Genomic DNA, 17,132 nt, shown 5'->3' with positions numbered 1-17,132 from the left:
GCGCGGGGCTACTGCGTTCCCTGACGGCACTACTGAGAGCCGATCCGCCTGCCGCTGAGGTCGCAGAATCCTCTATCTGAAATCTCAGATTATGCCTTTGGCCTGGGATTTTTCTGCTGTTAGTGTGTGCTCACCGCAGCCGATCCAATGTTCTTCGCGGGCCGGGGGCGGGTTCATCAGGAGCCCCACGCGCCGCGTGCGAGCGGGCACGGCTCCGCCGCTTCAGGGGAGGGGACGACGTTGTCCACACAGCACACACCATCGGGGAACTCGCGAAAAACGCGGAACACGCGGAAGATCGCCGCTATTGCAGCCGGGGCCCTCGTGGTCGGCATCGGGGCCACCTACACACTCGCCAGCTGGAACGACTCGGAGTGGGTCTGGGGCGGCGCAGGCGGAGTGCCCGGTGTGGGCACCAGCACGTTCGAGGTGCGGCAGAACACCACTTCGCCGTTCTCGGATGTGGAGCCCAGCTGGGCCAACCGGGAGACGAATTCCGGCGGCGGGCTCACCTTCACCGCCGGTGCGATCACACTGTCGCCTGGCGACACCATCTACGCCCCCGTCGCGCTGCGCACGACCTCCGACTCTGCTGCGGCAACGGTGACACTGAATCAGGCCGTGCCCGCAACGGGGGTGACCGTCGTCGACAATAACCAGGATCTCTGGAAGTCGATTCGCGTCACGGTCTACACAGAGAAGCGCACCACGCCTGCGGGGCCGACCCACACCTGCACCGCTGCGAACGCTGCCAGCTGGGGCACCCCGCTGATCAGCGATGTCACCCTCGACACGGCGGCTTCGACAACGCAGACGCTTGACGCCCAGGCCGGGTCGACGCAGCACTACTGCTTCGCGTTGCGGCTGCCGGCCACACTGCAGGCGGGCCTCACCGCCACGTCGCTCGATGCCTTGCAGGGTCGAACGATCGCGCCGGCATGGGAGTTCCGCTCAGTGTCGGGGTGAGGCTCGGCGAGGCGCTACTCAGGGGCGCCTCTCCGGCTTCGTGAGCGGGGAACCGGAGGAACTGGAATAACCGGGGGAACTGGGGGAACTGGGTCGGGCGATCGAGGGGGTGACAAGCATGATCGGCAGGGTTCTGGGAGCGGCGGTGACGGCGGTGCTCGTCGCCGTGGCGGTCGGCCTGGTCGCGTGGTTCGCCTACGCGTCGATCTCGGGAGCTGCGCTGATCACGTTTCGCACCGGTTCGATGAGCCCGACGATGCCGCAGGATTCGATCGCGGTGACGGTGCCTGTGGACGCCCCGCAGTTGCAGCTCGGCGATGTGGTGACTGTGCAGCGTGCGGGTGCTGCGATGCCGGTTACGCACCGCATTGTCGAGATCCGCGAGGTGTCTGCGCAGCCGACCGGCGGGATCGACGTGCGGGCGACGGTTCCCGGTGGGGCGTTGCCGGATTGGGCAGACCCGGCAGCGCGCGAGATCGTACTGCGGGGTGATGCCAACCAGACGCCGGATGCACTGCCCTACACGGTGAGCAGTGCGCGCCGTGTGGTGGCCGCGGTGCCATTTCTGGGTGGCGCGCTCATGCTGATGCAGACGCCGATTGCAATGGGGGCGCTCGTGATCGGTGTCGGGGTGCTCGTCACCTGGGCTTTCTGGCCGCGCCGTCGCGAGGCGGATCCCGAGCCGGCAGCCGGGGTGGTCGCCGGGGCGGATCCCGAGCCTGATCCACCCACCAGCACCGACACCGCGGCCGTGCCTGCACCCGCGGCACCACCGGCACCCGCGAGCGGTGCGCTGCCTCGCGCCAGGCATGCAGCGGAGGTGGGAGCATGATCAGGCATCGTTCAGTGTCAGGCCTGCTGGTGCTGTTCGTAGCGCTGAGTTGCGCGGGGGCGCTGCTGACCGCGTCGCGTGCGGCTGCGGTGTTCGAGGAGATCACTGAGACGGGAGACCCTGGTGTGCTGCGCATCAGCGTGGACAGCGCGACTCCGTTGTGGGCGCAGCTCGCCCCTGGTGATACGGCGCACTGGCTCGTGGAGACCGAACTGCGCGGTGCCCCGCAGAGCACGCTGGCGGTGGAGCTTGTCACTGCGGTGGTGCCTGACGAGCTGCGCGGCCTGACGGCGCGAGTGGAAAGCTGCGCTGGTTCTTTCACGTTTCAACCAGGTCAGGCTAGTGAGGCCATCTGCTCGTCGGCTGCGGTGAGTGTGCTCGCCCCGACGCGCCTCGATGCGCTGCCGCGCGACGGTCGGCGGGTGGAGCTCGCGCAGCTGTGGGCTTCGGAGCCGCGCCAGCTGCTGGTGACGCTGGCGTTGCCTGCCACGGCTGATCCCCAAGCGTTCACGGGGAAACTGGCCATCGTCGGGCTCGGCGTGCACGCTTCGGGCGAGTTGACGGATCCGGCTCCGGCTGGCCTCGAACCGGTGCCGCCGCCAGTGCCGTCTCTCGGCGGTGGCTCGCTCCCGGCGAGCGGTTCGGTGATGCCGCTGGCCGTGACGGGCGCCGATGCGCTGCCGCTCAGCACCCTGGCGGTGGGGCTGCTCGGGGTGGGCACGGTGCTCGCGTTGCGGCGGCGTTCGGGGGCGCGGTCGTGAGGCGCGCTCAGCGGCAGCGTCGGGGGCGCGGCATCAGCGCGGCGGGGGCCGCACTGCTCGTGTCGACTGCGCTGGTGGCGCAGAGCGCGATCACCACGAACGCCAGCTGGAACGATACCGAGTGGGTGCACTCCAGCGCGGTCGGCACTTCGACGTGCAGCGCGGCGGCGAGCGCTTTCGCCACTCGCGGCGAGGGGCGCTCACTCAGCGGCGCGCTGCTCAACACCAACCTGGATAGCTTCGCCGGGGCCGAGGGCGTCACGGTGACGAACAACGGTGCACGGGCTGTGGGTTCGGCGGGTACACCCGTCTCGGGGCTTGAGGGGGCATTCATCGATCCGTTGACGGTGAGTGCGCTCTCCGCGTTGCGGGTGCCGCTCACGGGTCTGCTCGAGCTGCCTGCCGACAACAGCACGGGTGTTGTCAGTCAGTTCGGGCAGGCCCGCACTGACGGGCTCGCCCACGGCGCCGGCGGCTATGTCACGAACTCGGGCGGTATCGGCCTCGCCAACCCTCAGAGCGGTGGCTATCCCCGTCTCGCAACGCTCAAGCTCTCGAATCTGCTGAACTCGCCGCTGCTCGGCAATGTGGGTCTCGGCAACACCCTCAGCGACGTTTCCGATCTGTCGCTCGAAGTGGGGGCAGTCTCGGGTGAAGCCGAGCTCGACACCTGCGCGCAGGCGTGGGGCTCGCAGAGCGGTGTGGCGCAGCAAGCTCTGGCCTCCTCGGCGGCGTCGGATATCGTCTCTGGCTTGCAACGCCGCTATCTGGCGTCGTCGGCCGATCTGACCTTTTCCTCGCCGACCGCGGGCGCTCTTGCGGGCGGTCTCGACACCTTGCTGGGCCAGGTGCAGAGCATCACCAACGGGCTCATCGGCCAGAACGGCGTGAAACCGGGGATCGAGTCGGGGGTTGCCGCACTGCTCAACGGCCTGATCAGCACCCCGCTGCTGTCGCTGGGGTCGATCACCTTGAACACGCTGACGGCGAGCGTTGATCTGGGGCCCACCCGCGCGCTGGTCAACACCCCCTTCAGCGACAGCGGCCGCGTGGTCACTATCGACGCCAGAAACGGCACTGTGGCGATCAGCACGAGCGCGCTCCTGCAGAAGGCGTACCCGCAGCGAGTCGGGAACGGGCTCAATGGCTTGCCGCCCAACACGAACCTCTTCGCCGACCCGGCGATCCTCACCGCACTGACCCAGAGCCTCACGGCCGCCCTCTCCGATTGGCTCGGTCACATCGAGACCAGCCTGGTGAGCGCCGTCAACAACATTCAGATCTCGTCAACGATCTCGGTACATCTGCAGGCGCGACTCCTGGCGATCACGCCGTTCGTCGATGTGGGGCAGATCGCGGTCACGGTGAACGGCAGCCTCGCCGATCTGCGCGTGAACAAGCCAGGCACCGTCTCCACCGAGCTGCAGTTGCTCGGCGGTCTGTTGAGCGGGCTCACCGACCTCCTCACGAAGGGGGTGCTGAAACCGGTGGTCGATCTGCTGGGTGCCACGCTTGTGGCGGGCACGGGAGGCGTGATCAGCGGGGTCGTCGACGGGGTGCTGCCGGTGGTGACGGGCCTGCCCACCCGCTTCGCCAGCGTGACCGGCGCGCTGCTGACGCTGGTGTCGCGCCTCTATACGGGCCTGTTCTTGTCGAACATTCTGCGCATCACCGTCAACGCGCAGAACCTCCCGGCCTCGGGCGGCCCGCCGCCCCCGGACTGGGTGCCCGGGCAGCCGACAGCACCGCCGGCTGGCCGCTACGAGGTTGCCGCGATGCGGGTGGGGGTGCTCGACGGTCTGGGCACGAACGGAGTGCGCCTCTATCTCGGCCGCGCCTCGGTGGGGCCGGGCTGCTCGGCAGCGCAGGCGGCCCAGGCCGGCAGCCCCTGCGCCACCTACTGAGCGGGCGGGCCCGCGGCCGTGCGAGTTGCCACAATGACAGTGTCGTCGAGCATGGCGCCCGAGCCGTCCGGAGCGGTGGCGGCTCGCTTGCGGGACTCGGCGGTGATGCACCACTGCTCCGGGTCGAGGTCGAGCAGCGCGAGTTCGCTCTCTGGGGTGGGGAAGGGCCCGGCGTGCCCCTGCGCCCAGGGCGGCGGCGCGCCGTGCGAGATGACGACGAGGCTGCCACCCGGCGCAACGCGCTCGGCGGCGGCGCGCAGGATGCGCTCGCGGGGCAGTTCGACGGGCGACTGGAGGAAGCTCGCGGTGATGAGGTCGAAGCCGTGGTCAGAGCCGTCGATTGCGGCCGGATCCTCGACCCAGTCGCCCAGGTCGGCCGCGATGAAACGGGCTCCCGGGAGGTCCTGCTCGCGTGCGGCGGCTGCGGCGCGTGCGACGGCGGTCTCCGAGAGGTCGATACCGGTAGCCTGCCAGCCCTGCTCGGCGAGCCACAGCACGTCGCCGCCCTCGCCGCAGCCAAGGTCGAGCGAGCGGCCAGGCACCCAGCCCGCGGTCGCGTCGGCGAGCGAGCGGTTCACGTGCCCCGACCAGATGGGTCCGGCGCTGCCGTAGCGTCGCTCCCAGAACACCACCGGATCCTCGTCAGGGTCGGGGTGCGGGTGGCGGGCGTCGTGTGCGGCCTCGTGGTCGGTCCCGTGGTGGCCGGGGGCGATGGGCGCGGGGTCTGCGGCGGCGGTTGCGGCTGGGTCATCGGCGGCAACGGCGATCGCGTAGTCCTCTTCGACGAGCGCGGCGTTCGCCGCGGCTCCGGCGAGCGTTCCCGCGCCCATCACGATCGGCACCGAGGCAGCGGGGTTCACAACGTTACCCGCGGCCCAGACACGGGGGTGGCTCGTGCGCCCTGTCGGATCAACCGCGATGACCGAGCCCATCGGGGTTTCCGATCGGTCGAGCTCGAGCTCGGTGAGGAAGCCATCGTGTGGCACGAGCTCGCCAGAGGTGAAGACCGCGTCGACGGCGACCTCTCCACTGGCGGTGCGCACGGCCGTGATGCGGGACCCGTCGCCGACGATCTCCGTGACCGGCTCGGCAACGAGGTGCACGCCGCGAGCCGCGAACTCGCGGCGCGCCTCGGACGTCAGATCACCAAGCCCGGCGGTGAAGACGGTGAGGCTGTCGGTCCACTGCCGCAGCAGTCGCGCCTGGTGCATCGCCAGCGGCGACGCGGCCACCACGGCGATGCGCTGCCCGCGCACCTCCCAGCCGTGGCAGTACGGGCAGTGCAGCGCGCGCTCACCCCAGTGCTCGGCGAGGCCGGGGATGGTGGGCAGGGCGTCCGTGACACCGGTTGCGACGATCACGGAGCGAGCCTCGATCGTGTCGCCGCCGTCGAGCACGAGCTGCAGAGCGCTCCGCGATCCGGAGCCTGCGGAGCCGCCGTCGCGCACCGCGAGCACCGATGCCGCACGGAACTCGACCCCGTAGCGCTCGGCCTCGGCTCGCCCGCGGGCGAGCAGTTCGAGAGGTGGGGTGCCGTCGAGGCCGAGCACGTTGTGCATGTGCGAGGCGAAGCGGTTGCGGGGGCTGCCGGCGTCGATAACAAGGGTGCGGCGCAGCGAGCGGCCGAGCGCCTGCGCCGCGCTGAGCCCCGCGGCACCGCCGCCGATCACGATGGTGTCCCAGGTTCGATCGTTCATGCCACCAGCCTCCGCCAACCATGCAATACTTGCAATTAGGTTTGCAGAATTGGCAAGGATGGTGGGTGATGGACGAACTGCGCCGGCTCGGACCCCGCCTGCGCGCGGCCCGGCAGGAGCGCGGATGGACCCTCGACGACCTCGCCGAGCGCGCCGGCATGTCGGCGAGCACCCTCTCCCGCCTCGAATCGGGCAAGCGGCAGGCGAGCCTCGAACTGCTGCTCCCCCTCACGCGGCAGCTCGGAATCCGCGTCGACGACCTGCTCGAACCGCGCGACCGCGACCCCCGCGTGCACCGCAGCGCGATCCGCCGGGAAGGAATGACCATCGCACCGCTCACCCGTGAGGAATCCGAGGTGCGCGCGTTCAAGATCACCTACCACCCGGATGCACCCGAGCGGGCTCCCCAGACCCACCCTGGCCACGAATGGCTCTACGTGATGTCGGGCCGACTGCAGCTCACCCTCGGCGAGCAAGAGCTGGTGCTCGGCCGCGGCGAGGCCGCCGAGTTCGACACGGCCGTGCCACACCGCATGCGCGCCGCGGGCACCCGCCCCGCCGAGGTCATCAGCATCTTCAACACCGTCGGCGAGCGCCTGCACCTGCACACGCCCGAAACGGAAACCGGGGCCGAGTAGCTGCCCGCCGCGGGCTCACCCCTCGAACGACTTCGCCCACTCGCGCACCCGGGCAACGCTCTGCTCCTCTGAAAGATCCTCGACCCGGGTCATCACCGACCAGCGCACGCCGAAGGGGTCGCGAATGCTCGCAAAGCGATCGCCCGACACGAAATCGGCCGGGGCCTCGCGCACGGTGGCGCCCGCGGCGACGGCCCGCTCCACGACGGTGTCGACGTCGGGCACGTACAGTCCCATCGAATAGCAGTCGTCATCACCGGCGGGCGCCGCGACGAGGTGGTAGTCGGGCATCGGCTCGCCCAGCTGCAGGTGGCCCGTGCCGAAGTCGAGGTCGGCGTGCACCACGGCCCCGCCCATCTCGGTGACGTCGATCACGCGCGCACCGAAGACGTCGCGGTAGAACTCGATCGCCTCGGCGGCCCCCGGGATCGCGAGGAAGGGGGTGAGGCTTGTCGCGCCGTGCGGCATGCCTGCGGTGGTGTGGGCGCCGTTCGCGGCGCGGGTCTCGTGTGCGTTCATGCCCTCAGCGTAGGATCGACTTCGAGGTGCGGCTTGCAGATTCGCGCCACGTTCTCGCAGCGCTGGAACCGCGGCCGATGACGGAGGAAGCCATGCATGAGGATCGGCGCGGGGTGCTCTATCCGAAGCGCCTGCCCTCCTTCCACAGGCTGCCTCCGCCGCTAAGCGTGCAGCGCGCAGTGCGCTGGTTGTGGATTCCCGAGTGGGATCTGCCGGCCGGGCAGGAGTCTCGACAGGAGGTGCTGCCGTTTCCCGCCTGCAATCTCGTCGTCGAGCCGTCCGGTGTCAGCGTTGTCGGCCCCGCCACCCGTCGCTCCGAGCGGGTGCTGACGGGTCGTGGCTGGGCCGTGGGGGCCCTGCTGCGTCCGGCGGCCGTGCCGGTGCTCGCCCCGCACCCCGGCGCGATCCGCGACTCCGCACGCCCCGTCGACGATCCGCAGCTGCACGCAGCCGTGACCCGCGCTATCACCGACACAGCAGCATCGGGCGATGAGCGCCGCGCCGAGGCCGCAGCGCTGCTCTCGGAGTGGATCGCGGCGCGCCTGCCTGAGCCCGACTCGCTCGCGGGGTGCGACGGGGCGCTCGCGAACGCACTCGCCGACGCGCTCGCCGACCCGGGCATCGTGCGCGTCGACCAGCTGTCCGAGCGGCTGCACGCCTCCACACGCACCCTGCAGCGGCTCGCCGATCGCTGCTTCGGGCTGTCACTGCACTCGATGATCCGCCGCCGCCGGATTCAGGAGGGCGCCGAGCAGCTGCGCGAGCACCCGGAACTCAGCATCGCGGCCCTCGCAAGCGATCTCGGCTACGCCGATCACGCCCACTTCACCACCGATTTCAAGCGGCTACTCGGGGTCACCCCGAGCGAGTATCGGGTGCGCGCGGCCAGCTGAACCGACTCAGTAGGAGCCGGTGGCCCCAGCCTCCGGGTGCCCCGCGTCGTCCCACGACGCGAGAATGCGCGCGGTGGCGGAGACGCCGAAGCGGGTCGCACCCGCAGCCCACAGTTCGCGCGCGGTCGTCGCGGTGCGGATCCCGCCAGAGGCCTTCACCCCGAGGCGTCCACCCACCGTTTGCGCCATCTGCTGCACGGCGTGCAGGCTCGCCCCGCCGGCGGGGTGAAAGCCCGTCGAGGTCTTCACGAAGTCGGCGCCCGCGGCCTCCGCGGCCAGGCAAGCGGCCACGATCTCCTCGTCGCTCAGTGCAGCCGTTTCGAGGATCACCTTGAGCACCAGCCCGGGGCACGCTTCGCGCACCGCACGCAGATCAGCTTCGACGGCACGCCAATCTGCCGCTCGCACCAGGCCCAGGTTCACCACGACGTCGATCTCGTCGGCGCCGTCGGCCACAGCCCGTCGCGTCTCCGCCGCTTTCACTTCGCTCGCGTGCGCCCCCGTGGGGAAGCCCACTACGGTGACGATCTCGCGCCCCCGCTTGTCAACGGGCAACAGCGAGGGCAGCACGCAGACGCGCTTCACCCCCAACGTTTCGGCGTCGGCGATGAAATCGGCCAGCTGCTCGGGGGTGGTATCGCTTGCGAGCAGGGTGTGGTCGGCGTGGTCGAGGAATTCCTGCGCGGTGAGTGCGGCCTTGTGGCTCATATGTTGCTCAGACGGTGAAGTCGCTTGCGGCGCGCGCCGCGGTGACGGTCTTCATGTAGGCCACGACGGGCAGGTGCTCGGGGTGTTCGGCGTACGCGGCGAGCCCTTCGGCGTCGTCGAAGTCGGCGATGAGCGTCAGGTCGTAGTTGGCGCCGTCGAAGAGTTCGTTGCGGTGCAGCGAGAGTGCGCGCACCGAGGCCACACGCTCGCGCAGCGGCTCGATCATGGCGATCGCCTCAACCGCTTGGGCGTCGCGATCCGCGCGGGTCTCTCCGGCGAACTTCCAGCTCACAATGTGGCGCAGGGTCATGGGGGCTCCTTCAGGTGTGGTCAGTTCCGTGAGAACAGTCGCGGGCCGCGCGCTGCCTTTTCGATGGCGGCGGTGAGCCTGGCAGCTTCGACACGCCAGATCGCGTGACGGCGGCCGTTGATCTGCACCACCGGAATCTCCTCGGCGTGACGGCGCGCGAGTGCAGCATCTTGTGTGATGTCGAGTTCGCTCACCTCGGTGCTGATCCCTCGCTGCTCCAGCTCCTCGCGCACCGCCGCGATGACATCGCGGGCGTCTTCGCAGAGGTGGCAGCCGGGTTTGCCGATGAGGGTGATCTGCACAGTTGTCACGATCGACAAGTGTAGACCGCTGATACGACGAAAGGGCGCCGAGCCGTGGCCCGACGCCCTTTCGCGTCTCGCGGTTTGGTGACGCCGCAAGCGGCGCCGCCGGTGCGACTACTTCTTGTTGCGACGCTGGTGACGCGTCTTGCGCAGCAGTTTGCGGTGCTTCTTCTTGGACATGCGCTTGCGGCGCTTCTTGATTACTGAACCCACGATTACCTCACAACGTCTCTCGGGCCGAAGGTATCGCGGCCCACAAAACACTTATATTACTCACTCTCGCCGATGAGCGCGAAACGAGAGCGAAGCGGATCCCGGCAGCGTGCTACGCGCGCAGCTTGAAGCGGGCCACCAGCTCCTTCACCCGATGCTCGGCGCGCGCGGCGGCGCGGCCGATGCGTTCAGCCGCAGCGGCCGTCTCTTCGGAGAGCACTTCGCCGTCGGCGTGGGGTTCGCCGAAGGGATCGTCGCCGTCGGGCCCCGGCACACGATCGCCGTCCTCGGAGAGGTATTCGACGGTCACCTCGGTGTCGAAGCCTGCTGAGAGGAATGGGATCACGAAGTCTTCGACCATTTCCAGCGGCTCGGGGTTGAGCGCGTAGAACCGGTGCTGCCCCTCCTCGCGCACGGTAACCAGCTCAGCCTCCCGCAGCACCTTCAGGTGCTTCGACACGGTGGGCTGGCTGATCTCGAGCTGCCCGACGATCTCGGAGACGCTCATCTCAGTGTCCTGCTGGTGGCGTTCGAGCAGCGCGCGGAGAATGTCGCGGCGGGTGGCATCGGCGATGACCCCGAAAATATCTGGCATGCTCCCCAGGGTAGTCGGCCTGCGCGTTTCTCGCCCCACGGCCCGTCGTGCTTGATCCGCTCCGCCTGTGTAGCATGACTGCTATCGAGCGAACCGGACCTCCCGGTTTCGCACTGCCGCAGGGGAAGAAGGATCCGTGAGGGCACGCGCTGTGAGCCGTCGGGCCTCCGCTTCGCTCTCGGGGAAGTCGTGGATCAACGCCATGATCCAGTCCTCCCCGCCGCGCTTCGCCCTGCTCGTCTTCACCAGCCTGATCCTGCTGTGGACTGCGCTGCTATCGTTGCCCTGGGCGAGCAGCTCGGGCACCATGACCCCGCTTGCCGATGCGCTCTTCACGGCGGTCTCGGCGATCTGCGTGACCGGGCTGTCAACAGTGGACATGGCCAGCCACTGGTCGCTGTTCGGTGAGCTGGTGATTCTTGCCGGCCTGCAGATCGGCGGCATCGGCGTGCTCACCCTGGCGAGCATTCTGGGTCTCACGGTCACCCGCCGCTTGGGGTTGCGGCAGCGCCTACTCGCCGCAGGCGATACCAACCCGATGCGCATGGGCCGCGACGTTTCTGAGAGCCAGGCTGTGGGTCTGGGTGAGATCGGCGGCCTGCTCGTCGCGGTGGCGACGAGCCTGGTGGTCATCGAGGTTGCGCTCACCGCGCTCATCACCCCCCGGCTCATGGCGGCCGGCTACGACTTCTGGCACGCCCTCTGGAATGGTTTTTACCTTGCGGCCTCGGCGTTCACCAACACGGGTTTTGTGCCGCTGCCTGGCGGGCTGGAGCCGTTCAGCACCGATCTGTACCTGCTGAGCGTGCTCGCTGTCGGCGTGTTTCTCGGGGCCATCGGCTTTCCCGTCATTTTCGCGCTCTACCGGTATGTCACCGGCGGCGGTTGGCGCGCCCATAAGCGTCTCGGTCTGCACGCGAAGCTCACGCTTGCCACGACGCTCATTTTCGTGATCGTGGGCTGGCTCGCCATCGCTGGTCTTGAGTATTCGAACCCTGCGACGCTCGGCGGGCAGGGCTTCTGGGAGACGCTGCTGAGCTCTGGCTACATGTCGGTGATGACCCGATCGGGCGGGCTCGGGATCATCGATCCTCTCGATATGAACGGTTCGACCCTGCTGGTGATGGACATGCTCATGTTCGTGGGTGGCGGATCGGCGTCGACCGCTGGCGGCATCAAGGTCACGACGCTCGCGGTGCTGTTCCTCGCCGCGTACGCCGAGGCCCGCGGCTATCGTGACATTCAGGTCTTCGACAGGCGGATCCCCGACGAGGTGCTGCGCGTGTCGGTGTCGATTCTCATCTGGGGTGCGACGATCGTGCTGGTGTCGACGGTTGCGCTGCTGCAGCTGACGGGCCGCCCGCTCGATGTGGTGCTCTTCGAGGTGATCTCGGCATTCGGCACTTGCGGGCTTTCGACGGGGTTGTCGAGCGAGGTGTCAGACCCTGGGAAGTACATTCTTTCGGCGACCATGTGGGCCGGCCGCGTCGGCACGGTGACGCTGGCCTCGGCTGTGGCGGCGTCGAGCCGTTCCCGTCTCTTCAAGCTCCCCGAGGAAAGGCCGATCGTTGGCTAGCACTCGCGTAGGAATTCACGCCGCCCAGTCGAGGGCACTTCGAGAAAGGCAGACCGTTGGTTGATATTCGTAGTGATGCCCCGGTGATCGTGATTGGTCTCGGTCGGTTCGGCGCGGCGACCGCCGGGCAGCTCGACCGCCAGGACCGTGAGGTGCTGGTGGTCGATACCGATCCTCAGCTGGTGCAGAAGTGGGCGGATCGCGTGACGCATGCCGTGCAGGCCGACGCCCGCTCGATGGAGGCGCTGCGCCAGATCGGTGCCGATGAGTTTCAGATCGCGGTGGTCGCGACGGGTGCGTCCATCGAGTCGAGTGTGCTCATCGCGGCGAACCTCGTCGATCTGGGTATCCCCCAGATCTGGGCGAAGGCGATCTCGCTCTCGCACGGCAAGATTCTGGAGCGGATCGGCGTGAACCACGTCATCTATCCCGAGCGGGAGGCCGGCGAGCGGGTGGCGCATCTGCTCAGCGGCAGCATGCTCGACTTCATTCAGTTCGACGACAACTACGTGATCGCGAAGATGTACCCGCCGCGTTCGATCAGGGGTCGTTCGCTCTCCGACAGCGGGGTGCGCACGCGGTACCGCGTCACCGTGGTCGGCGTGAAAACCCCTGGTCAGCCATTCACTCACGCCACTCAGGACACGGTGATCTCGCCGCACGACCTCATCATCGTGAGCGGCACCGCTGCCGATGTGGAGCGTTTCGCCGCGATCGGTTGAGCCCTGCCTCAGGCGCGCGCCCACCCGATCCACCCCATCGAGAGGCGGATTTCGCAGCTGGATGCTTCGCGGACCTGCGATATCCGCCTCTCGGCGGGTGGTCGCGCGCGGCGCGCGTGCAGCGGCGCGCGGGGCTACTCGCCGCGCTCAAGCTCCTCGGAGCGGCGCACGTTCGCGGCGAGCGCGCGGTCGAACAGTGCACCCCAGTCGGCTGCCTGCAGTACCTCGACTGCCCGCTCGGTGGTGCCCTTCGGGCTCGTCACGTTTCGCCGCAACTGCTCGGGCTCGTCATCGCTGCGCACCATCAACTCGGCCGCTCCCGCAATCGTCTGCTGCACGAGCAACCGCGCCTGATCCGCTTCGAACCCCATCCGCTGCGCAGCCGCCGTCATATGTTCGGCGTACAGGAAGAGATACGCCGGACCCGATCCGGAAACCGCCGCGAGCGCATTGATCTGCTCCTCTCGCACCACGATCGCCGTGCCCACGGTCTCGAACAGACGCTGCACCACCGCCACATGCTCCTCACCGGCCGAAAGGCCGCCGGCAATCCCGGTCACCCCGCGGCCGATGAGCGCCGGTGTGTTCGGCATCGCCCGCACCACCGCAACGCTCTCGGGCAGCTCCTCCTCAATTGCACTGCTGGGCACACCGGCCGCCACACTCACCACAATCGCACCGGGCTCAAGCGCATCGGCGATCTCGCGCGCGACCCCAACGATCTTCCACGGCTTCACCGCAAGAATCACCACGCGCGCACCGCGCACCGCATGACGGTTGGCTTCAGGATCACTCTCAGCGGCCGTCGCGACAACGTCGGCAGCATCATCGAACAAGGCCGCACTGGCGAGCGAAGCGGTGGTGACCGCGATCGGCAACTCGATGTCGACCTCGGGAGCCCGCAAACCCGCAAGGATCGCCCCTCCCATGGATCCGACGCCGATCAGGGCAGTGCGCGGAAGGATCTCGTGCTGCTCGGTATCGCTCATGGCTCCAGTGTACGGAGCGCTCCCCCAAGACGGCGCGACACCGCGTTCTATGCCCTGATCCAGGCACCCCGCCCGTAGAATATGCGGAAGCGACGAAGGGATCGAGATGACCGCGAGCAGCGAGCACCGGGCACACATCGAAGAGGCGCTGCTGAACAGCGCCAGGATCTCCCGGGTCATCAACCTCGACCTCGGTGAGCTCGAAGACGGACTCATCCTCGCTGCGAAGGTCGACCTCGACCCTGAGCTCACCATGCGCGAGGTCTCGTTCGTGCTGCACCAGGCAAAGCGACGCGTGCTGGCCGCAGTGCCCGACATCACAGTGATCTACCTCGAACCAGACGTCTACGTCGACCCGAACGCCGCGACGCCCTCGACCAGCTCGATCGTCACGCTCTCCTACGACTGACCCTTCGCGCACCGAGAGTTCACCGGCGCGTCACGCGCCGAGCCCCACAAGGACATCCGCGCTCCCTAGCGTGGTGTCGGATCGGCACCGCCCCGTGTAGTGCCGCGAGCGCCGACCCGGCGATCCGCACCCACGTCACGAAAGGGAATCCACGTGAACTCTCGCGCACTCCTGCGCTCCGCAGCCCTGGTCACCACCGCCCTCCTGCTGGGCGGCACCCTCGCTGCCTGCTCCTCGAGCGGCGGCGACGACACCGCCTCGGGGAACGCCGTCGACGCCTCGACCGCAACCAGCGCAGCCGATCTCGGCGGCTTCGACGCCCTCGTCGCGGCCGCTCAGGCCGAGGGCGAGCTCAACGTGATCGCCCTGCCCGAGGACTGGGCCAACTACGGCGCGATCATCGCCGGCTTCGAGGATAAGTACGGCATCACGGTCAACTCCGCGTCGCCCGACGCGTCGAGCGCCGAGGAGATCCAGGCCGCCGAGAACCTCAAGGGCCAGGACACCGCCCCCGACGTCTTCGACCTCGGCGCGGCCGTCGCGCTCGAGAACACCGACAAGTTCGCGCCCTACAAGGTCGAGACCTGGGACGACATCCCCGATGAGAACAAGCACCCCGAAGGGCTGTGGGTGAACAACTACTCGGGCGTCATGTCGATCGGCTACGACAGCGACAAGCTGCCCGAGCCCTCCTCGCTCGACGATCTGCTGAGCGACGACTACCGCGGTGCGGTCGCGCTGAATGGCGACCCGACGCAGGCCGGTGCGGCGTTCGCTGCGTTGGGCTGGCTCGCGGCGCTGAACGGCGGCGGCGTCGACGACTTCGGCCCCGGCATCGACTTCGTGGGGCAGCTGCGCGGAGCGGGGAACTTCCTCACCCTCGACCCCACTCCCGCGACCATCGCGTCGGGCGAGACCCCGGCCGTGTTCGACTGGTCGTTCAACAACGTCGCGGCCGCGGCCGACAAGCCGAGCTGGAAGACCACGGTCATCCCCGGCGCCGCGTACGTCAGCTTCTACAACGAGGCAATCAATGCCGACGCCCCGCACCCGGCGGCCGCCCGCCTCTGGCAGGAGTGGATCTTCTCTGACGAGGCGCAGGCCCTGTTCCTCGAGGGGAACGCCGTGCCCGTGCGCGTCGACGCACTGAAGGCCTCGGGCGCCGCCGACAAGGGTCTCATCGATGCCGCGACCTTCGGAACGGAGGGCGACGACTGGATCTCGCCCGACCAGGCGCAGACCGAGGCCGCGAACGCGGTGCTCGCCGAGCGCTGGGCCGCGACGATCAAGTGAAGGCTCGCGGCGCCCCGCACCTCCCGGTCGACCCGGGTCGCGCGGGGCGCCGCTCCGCTTCCCTCATGAAGTCGCGCATCCTCCCAGCACTCGGGCTCGCCCCGTTCGCGGCCTACGTGCTGCTGTTCCTCGCCGTGCCCACGCTGCTCGCCATCGGCAGCGGGTTCTTCGACGACGAGGGGTTCACCCTCGACAACCTAGGCGCGCTGCTCGCCCCCGCCACGCTCGAGGCGTTCGGCGCCAGCATCTGGGTGAGCGCCCTCACCGCCGCCATCGGCGCAGTAGTGGGAGCAGTGCTCTGCTGGGCCCTCGCGGCTCTGCCGGAGACGGGGCCGCTGCGCCGGGTCGTCGACTCCGCCAGCTCCGTGCTGGCGCAGTTCGGCGGCGTCATGCTCGCGTTCGCGTTCATCGCGACCATCGGCATCCAGGGCATCGTCACGGTGCTGCTGCGCGAGCGGGGCGGGGTCGACATCTATGCGGGCGGCGTCTGGCTCTACGAGTTGCCCGGCCTCATCCTGCCCTATCTCTACTTCCAGGTGCCCCTCATGGTCATTACCTTCCTGCCCGCCGTCAGCGCGCTGGGGCCGGGCTGGGCGGAGGCGGTCGCCACCCTGGGCGGGTCGAGCGGCGCGTACTGGCTGCGGGTCGGCCTGCCGGTGCTCGCGCCCGCGTTCCTCGGCTCGCTGCTGCTGCTGTTCGCCAACGCGTTCTCGTCGTATGCGACCGCGGCAGCGCTCATCAGCCAGGGCTCACAGATCGTGCCGTTGCAGATCCGCGCCGCCCTCATCGGCGAGACCGGCGGCAGCAGCGCGAGCACGGCGGGCGCCCTCGCGCTCGGCATGATCGTCGTGATGACCGCGGTGATGCTCGTCTACGGGCGGCTCATGGCGCGCGCCGCGAGGTGGCAGCGATGAGCGCGCGAGTGCCCGGGCGCCCCTCGCCCGTCGCCGCCCGCATCGTCGTCGCGGTCGTCGGCGGCCTCTTCCTGATCCCGCTGGTCGCCATGCTCGAGTTCACACTGCGGCAGACCGCCGGCGGCTACGGCCTCGAGCGCTGGGCGGCACTGTTCGATCCCGAGAACGCGCGCAGGTACCGCACGCTGTTTCAGGGCATCGGCAACTCCTTCGCGCTCGCAGCCATCGCACTCGCGATCGTGCTCGTGCTGTTCTTCCCCACGATTGTGCTGGTGCACCTGCGCTTCCCGCGCCTCGAGCGCGCGCTCGACCTGCTCACCGTGCTGCCGATCGCGATCCCCGCGATCGTGCTCGTCGTGGGTTTCGCACCCGTCTACCGGGTAATCGGGCAGCTGATCGGGTCGGGGGTCTGGACACTGGGCCTCGCTTACGGCGTGCTCGTGCTGCCGTTCGCGTACCGCGCCATCGTGGCCGATCTTCAGGGCATGGATGCCCGCACCCGCGCCGAGGCCGCCCGGTCGCTCGGCGCGGGCTGGGGCACCGTGCTCGTGCGGGTCATCGCGCCCGGGGTGCGGCGAGGCCTGCTCGCGGCATCGCTGCTCACCATCGCGATCGTGCTCGGCGAGTTCACCGTCTCATCGCTGCTCAACCGCACGACCCTGCAGGTCGCGCTGCTGCAAGTGTCGAAGTCCGACCCGTTCGCGGCCGTCATCGTCTCGCTGCTCTCGCTCATCGGTGCCTTTGCCGTGCTGCTCGCGGTGAGCAGCACAAGCTCGGCGACGCGGCGACGCGCGCGACGCGGCGGCGGCCCCTTCGCGAGCGCGCTCGCAGCAGCCGGCGCCCCGGCCGCGCCAGCCCCAGTTTCCGCCACCGCCAAGGAGTCTTGAC

The 17,132-nt window shown here is 69.0% G+C and carries 20 protein-coding genes; 12 read left to right on the top strand and 8 right to left on the bottom strand.

The genetic code is table 11. The features are described from left to right. Positions 1-240 precede the first annotated feature (240 nt). The 4 genes from WFI54_RS09820 (at position 241) to WFI54_RS09805 (ending at position 4,463) form a co-directional block, all read left to right on the top strand. Positions 241-966, top strand: a complete 726-nt coding sequence (locus WFI54_RS09820) for a SipW-dependent-type signal peptide-containing protein (RefSeq protein WP_336652608.1) — start codon at positions 241-243, stop codon at positions 964-966. A gap of 118 nt (positions 967-1,084) precedes the next feature. Continuing rightward, the gene (locus WFI54_RS09815) at positions 1,085-1,798 is read left to right on the top strand and encodes a hypothetical protein (RefSeq protein ID WP_336652607.1); all 714 of its coding nucleotides are present in this window, start codon (positions 1,085-1,087) and stop codon (positions 1,796-1,798) included. Then, entirely contained in the window at positions 1,795-2,559 is a 765-nt protein-coding gene (locus WFI54_RS09810) for a hypothetical protein (RefSeq protein WP_336652606.1), read from the top strand. Before WFI54_RS09815 ends, WFI54_RS09810 begins: the two co-directional genes overlap by 4 nt. Next, positions 2,556-4,463 carry a choice-of-anchor G family protein gene (locus WFI54_RS09805; RefSeq protein ID WP_336652605.1) on the top strand — a complete coding sequence of 636 codons (1,908 nt, stop codon included), beginning with the start codon at positions 2,556-2,558 and terminating at the stop codon, positions 4,461-4,463. The genes WFI54_RS09810 and WFI54_RS09805 overlap by 4 nt, the downstream gene beginning before the upstream one ends. Here the strand turns inward: WFI54_RS09805 and WFI54_RS09800 are convergent. After that, a complete protein-coding gene (locus tag WFI54_RS09800) occupies positions 4,457-6,160 on the bottom strand; it encodes an FAD-dependent oxidoreductase (protein WP_336652604.1) in 1,704 nt (567 codons plus the stop codon). The genes WFI54_RS09805 and WFI54_RS09800 overlap by 7 nt on opposite strands. Positions 6,161-6,228: 68 nt before the next feature. Between WFI54_RS09800 and WFI54_RS09795 the strand changes: the two genes are divergently transcribed. After that, on the top strand, positions 6,229-6,798 hold the full coding sequence (locus tag WFI54_RS09795) for a helix-turn-helix domain-containing protein (RefSeq protein ID WP_336652603.1): 570 nt from the start codon (positions 6,229-6,231) through the stop codon (positions 6,796-6,798). A gap of 15 nt (positions 6,799-6,813) precedes the next feature. Here the strand turns inward: WFI54_RS09795 and WFI54_RS09790 are convergent, their stop codons facing one another. Beyond that, a complete protein-coding gene (locus tag WFI54_RS09790; protein WP_336652602.1) occupies positions 6,814-7,317 on the bottom strand; it encodes a VOC family protein in 504 nt (167 codons plus the stop codon). Positions 7,318-7,409: 92 nt separating this feature from the next. On the opposite strand from WFI54_RS09790, the gene WFI54_RS09785 reads away from it, so the two are divergent. Continuing rightward, a complete protein-coding gene (locus WFI54_RS09785) occupies positions 7,410-8,210 on the top strand; it encodes an AraC family transcriptional regulator (protein WP_336652601.1) in 801 nt (266 codons plus the stop codon). Between the two features lie 6 nt (positions 8,211-8,216). Here WFI54_RS09785 and deoC read toward each other — a convergent pair whose 3' ends face one another. The 5 genes from deoC to WFI54_RS09760 all read right to left on the bottom strand — a co-directional run bounded on the left by deoC (position 8,217) and on the right by WFI54_RS09760 (position 10,341). After that, complete coding sequence (gene deoC, locus WFI54_RS09780) at positions 8,217-8,918, bottom strand: deoxyribose-phosphate aldolase (RefSeq protein WP_336652600.1); 702 nt, start codon at positions 8,916-8,918, stop codon at positions 8,217-8,219. Positions 8,919-8,925: 7 nt separating this feature from the next. Then, complete coding sequence (locus tag WFI54_RS09775; RefSeq protein WP_336652599.1) at positions 8,926-9,228, bottom strand: Dabb family protein; 303 nt, start codon at positions 9,226-9,228, stop codon at positions 8,926-8,928. 20 nt (positions 9,229-9,248) lie between these two features. Further along, a complete protein-coding gene (locus WFI54_RS09770) occupies positions 9,249-9,539 on the bottom strand; it encodes a glutaredoxin family protein (protein WP_336652598.1) in 291 nt (96 codons plus the stop codon). 108 nt (positions 9,540-9,647) lie between these two features. Beyond that, complete coding sequence (locus WFI54_RS09765; protein ID WP_005504750.1) at positions 9,648-9,746, bottom strand: 30S ribosomal protein bS22; 99 nt, start codon at positions 9,744-9,746, stop codon at positions 9,648-9,650. Between the two features lie 112 nt (positions 9,747-9,858). Further along, positions 9,859-10,341, bottom strand: a complete 483-nt coding sequence (locus WFI54_RS09760) for an ArsR/SmtB family transcription factor (protein ID WP_336652597.1) — start codon at positions 10,339-10,341, stop codon at positions 9,859-9,861. 202 nt (positions 10,342-10,543) lie between these two features. Here WFI54_RS09760 and WFI54_RS09755 point away from each other — a divergent pair, with 202 nt between their 5' ends. Then, positions 10,544-11,917 (top strand): TrkH family potassium uptake protein, encoded by a 1,374-nt coding sequence (locus WFI54_RS09755; protein ID WP_336652678.1) that lies wholly within the window; start codon positions 10,544-10,546, stop codon positions 11,915-11,917. A 56-nt stretch (positions 11,918-11,973) separates the two neighbouring features. Continuing rightward, positions 11,974-12,639 (top strand): potassium channel family protein, encoded by a 666-nt coding sequence (locus tag WFI54_RS09750; protein WP_336652596.1) that lies wholly within the window; start codon positions 11,974-11,976, stop codon positions 12,637-12,639. Between the two features lie 134 nt (positions 12,640-12,773). Here WFI54_RS09750 and proC read toward each other — a convergent pair whose 3' ends face one another. Continuing rightward, positions 12,774-13,628, bottom strand: a complete 855-nt coding sequence (proC, locus tag WFI54_RS09745) for a pyrroline-5-carboxylate reductase (RefSeq protein ID WP_336652595.1) — start codon at positions 13,626-13,628, stop codon at positions 12,774-12,776. Positions 13,629-13,734: 106 nt separating this feature from the next. On the opposite strand from proC, the gene WFI54_RS09740 reads away from it, so the two are divergent. From WFI54_RS09740 to WFI54_RS09725, 4 genes are all read left to right on the top strand, one after another. Next, positions 13,735-14,037, top strand: coding sequence for a hypothetical protein (locus WFI54_RS09740; RefSeq protein WP_336652594.1), 303 nt, complete (start codon positions 13,735-13,737; stop codon positions 14,035-14,037). 153 nt (positions 14,038-14,190) lie between these two features. Then, positions 14,191-15,330, top strand: a complete 1,140-nt coding sequence (locus tag WFI54_RS09735; RefSeq protein WP_336652593.1) for an ABC transporter substrate-binding protein — start codon at positions 14,191-14,193, stop codon at positions 15,328-15,330. Between the two features lie 65 nt (positions 15,331-15,395). Continuing rightward, a complete protein-coding gene (locus WFI54_RS09730) occupies positions 15,396-16,244 on the top strand; it encodes an ABC transporter permease (protein ID WP_336652592.1) in 849 nt (282 codons plus the stop codon). Beyond that, positions 16,241-17,131, top strand: coding sequence for an ABC transporter permease (locus WFI54_RS09725; RefSeq protein ID WP_336652591.1), 891 nt, complete (start codon positions 16,241-16,243; stop codon positions 17,129-17,131). The genes WFI54_RS09730 and WFI54_RS09725 overlap by 4 nt, the downstream gene beginning before the upstream one ends. Position 17,132 lies beyond the last annotated feature (1 nt).

Origin of the sequence: Leucobacter sp. MMO-125, assembly GCF_037148395.1 — a bacterium.
Taxonomy (GTDB): domain Bacteria; phylum Actinomycetota; class Actinomycetes; order Actinomycetales; family Microbacteriaceae; genus Leucobacter.
The sequence above is the reverse complement of the archived record's forward strand: the minus strand, read 5'-3'. Positions and strand labels throughout refer to the sequence as shown.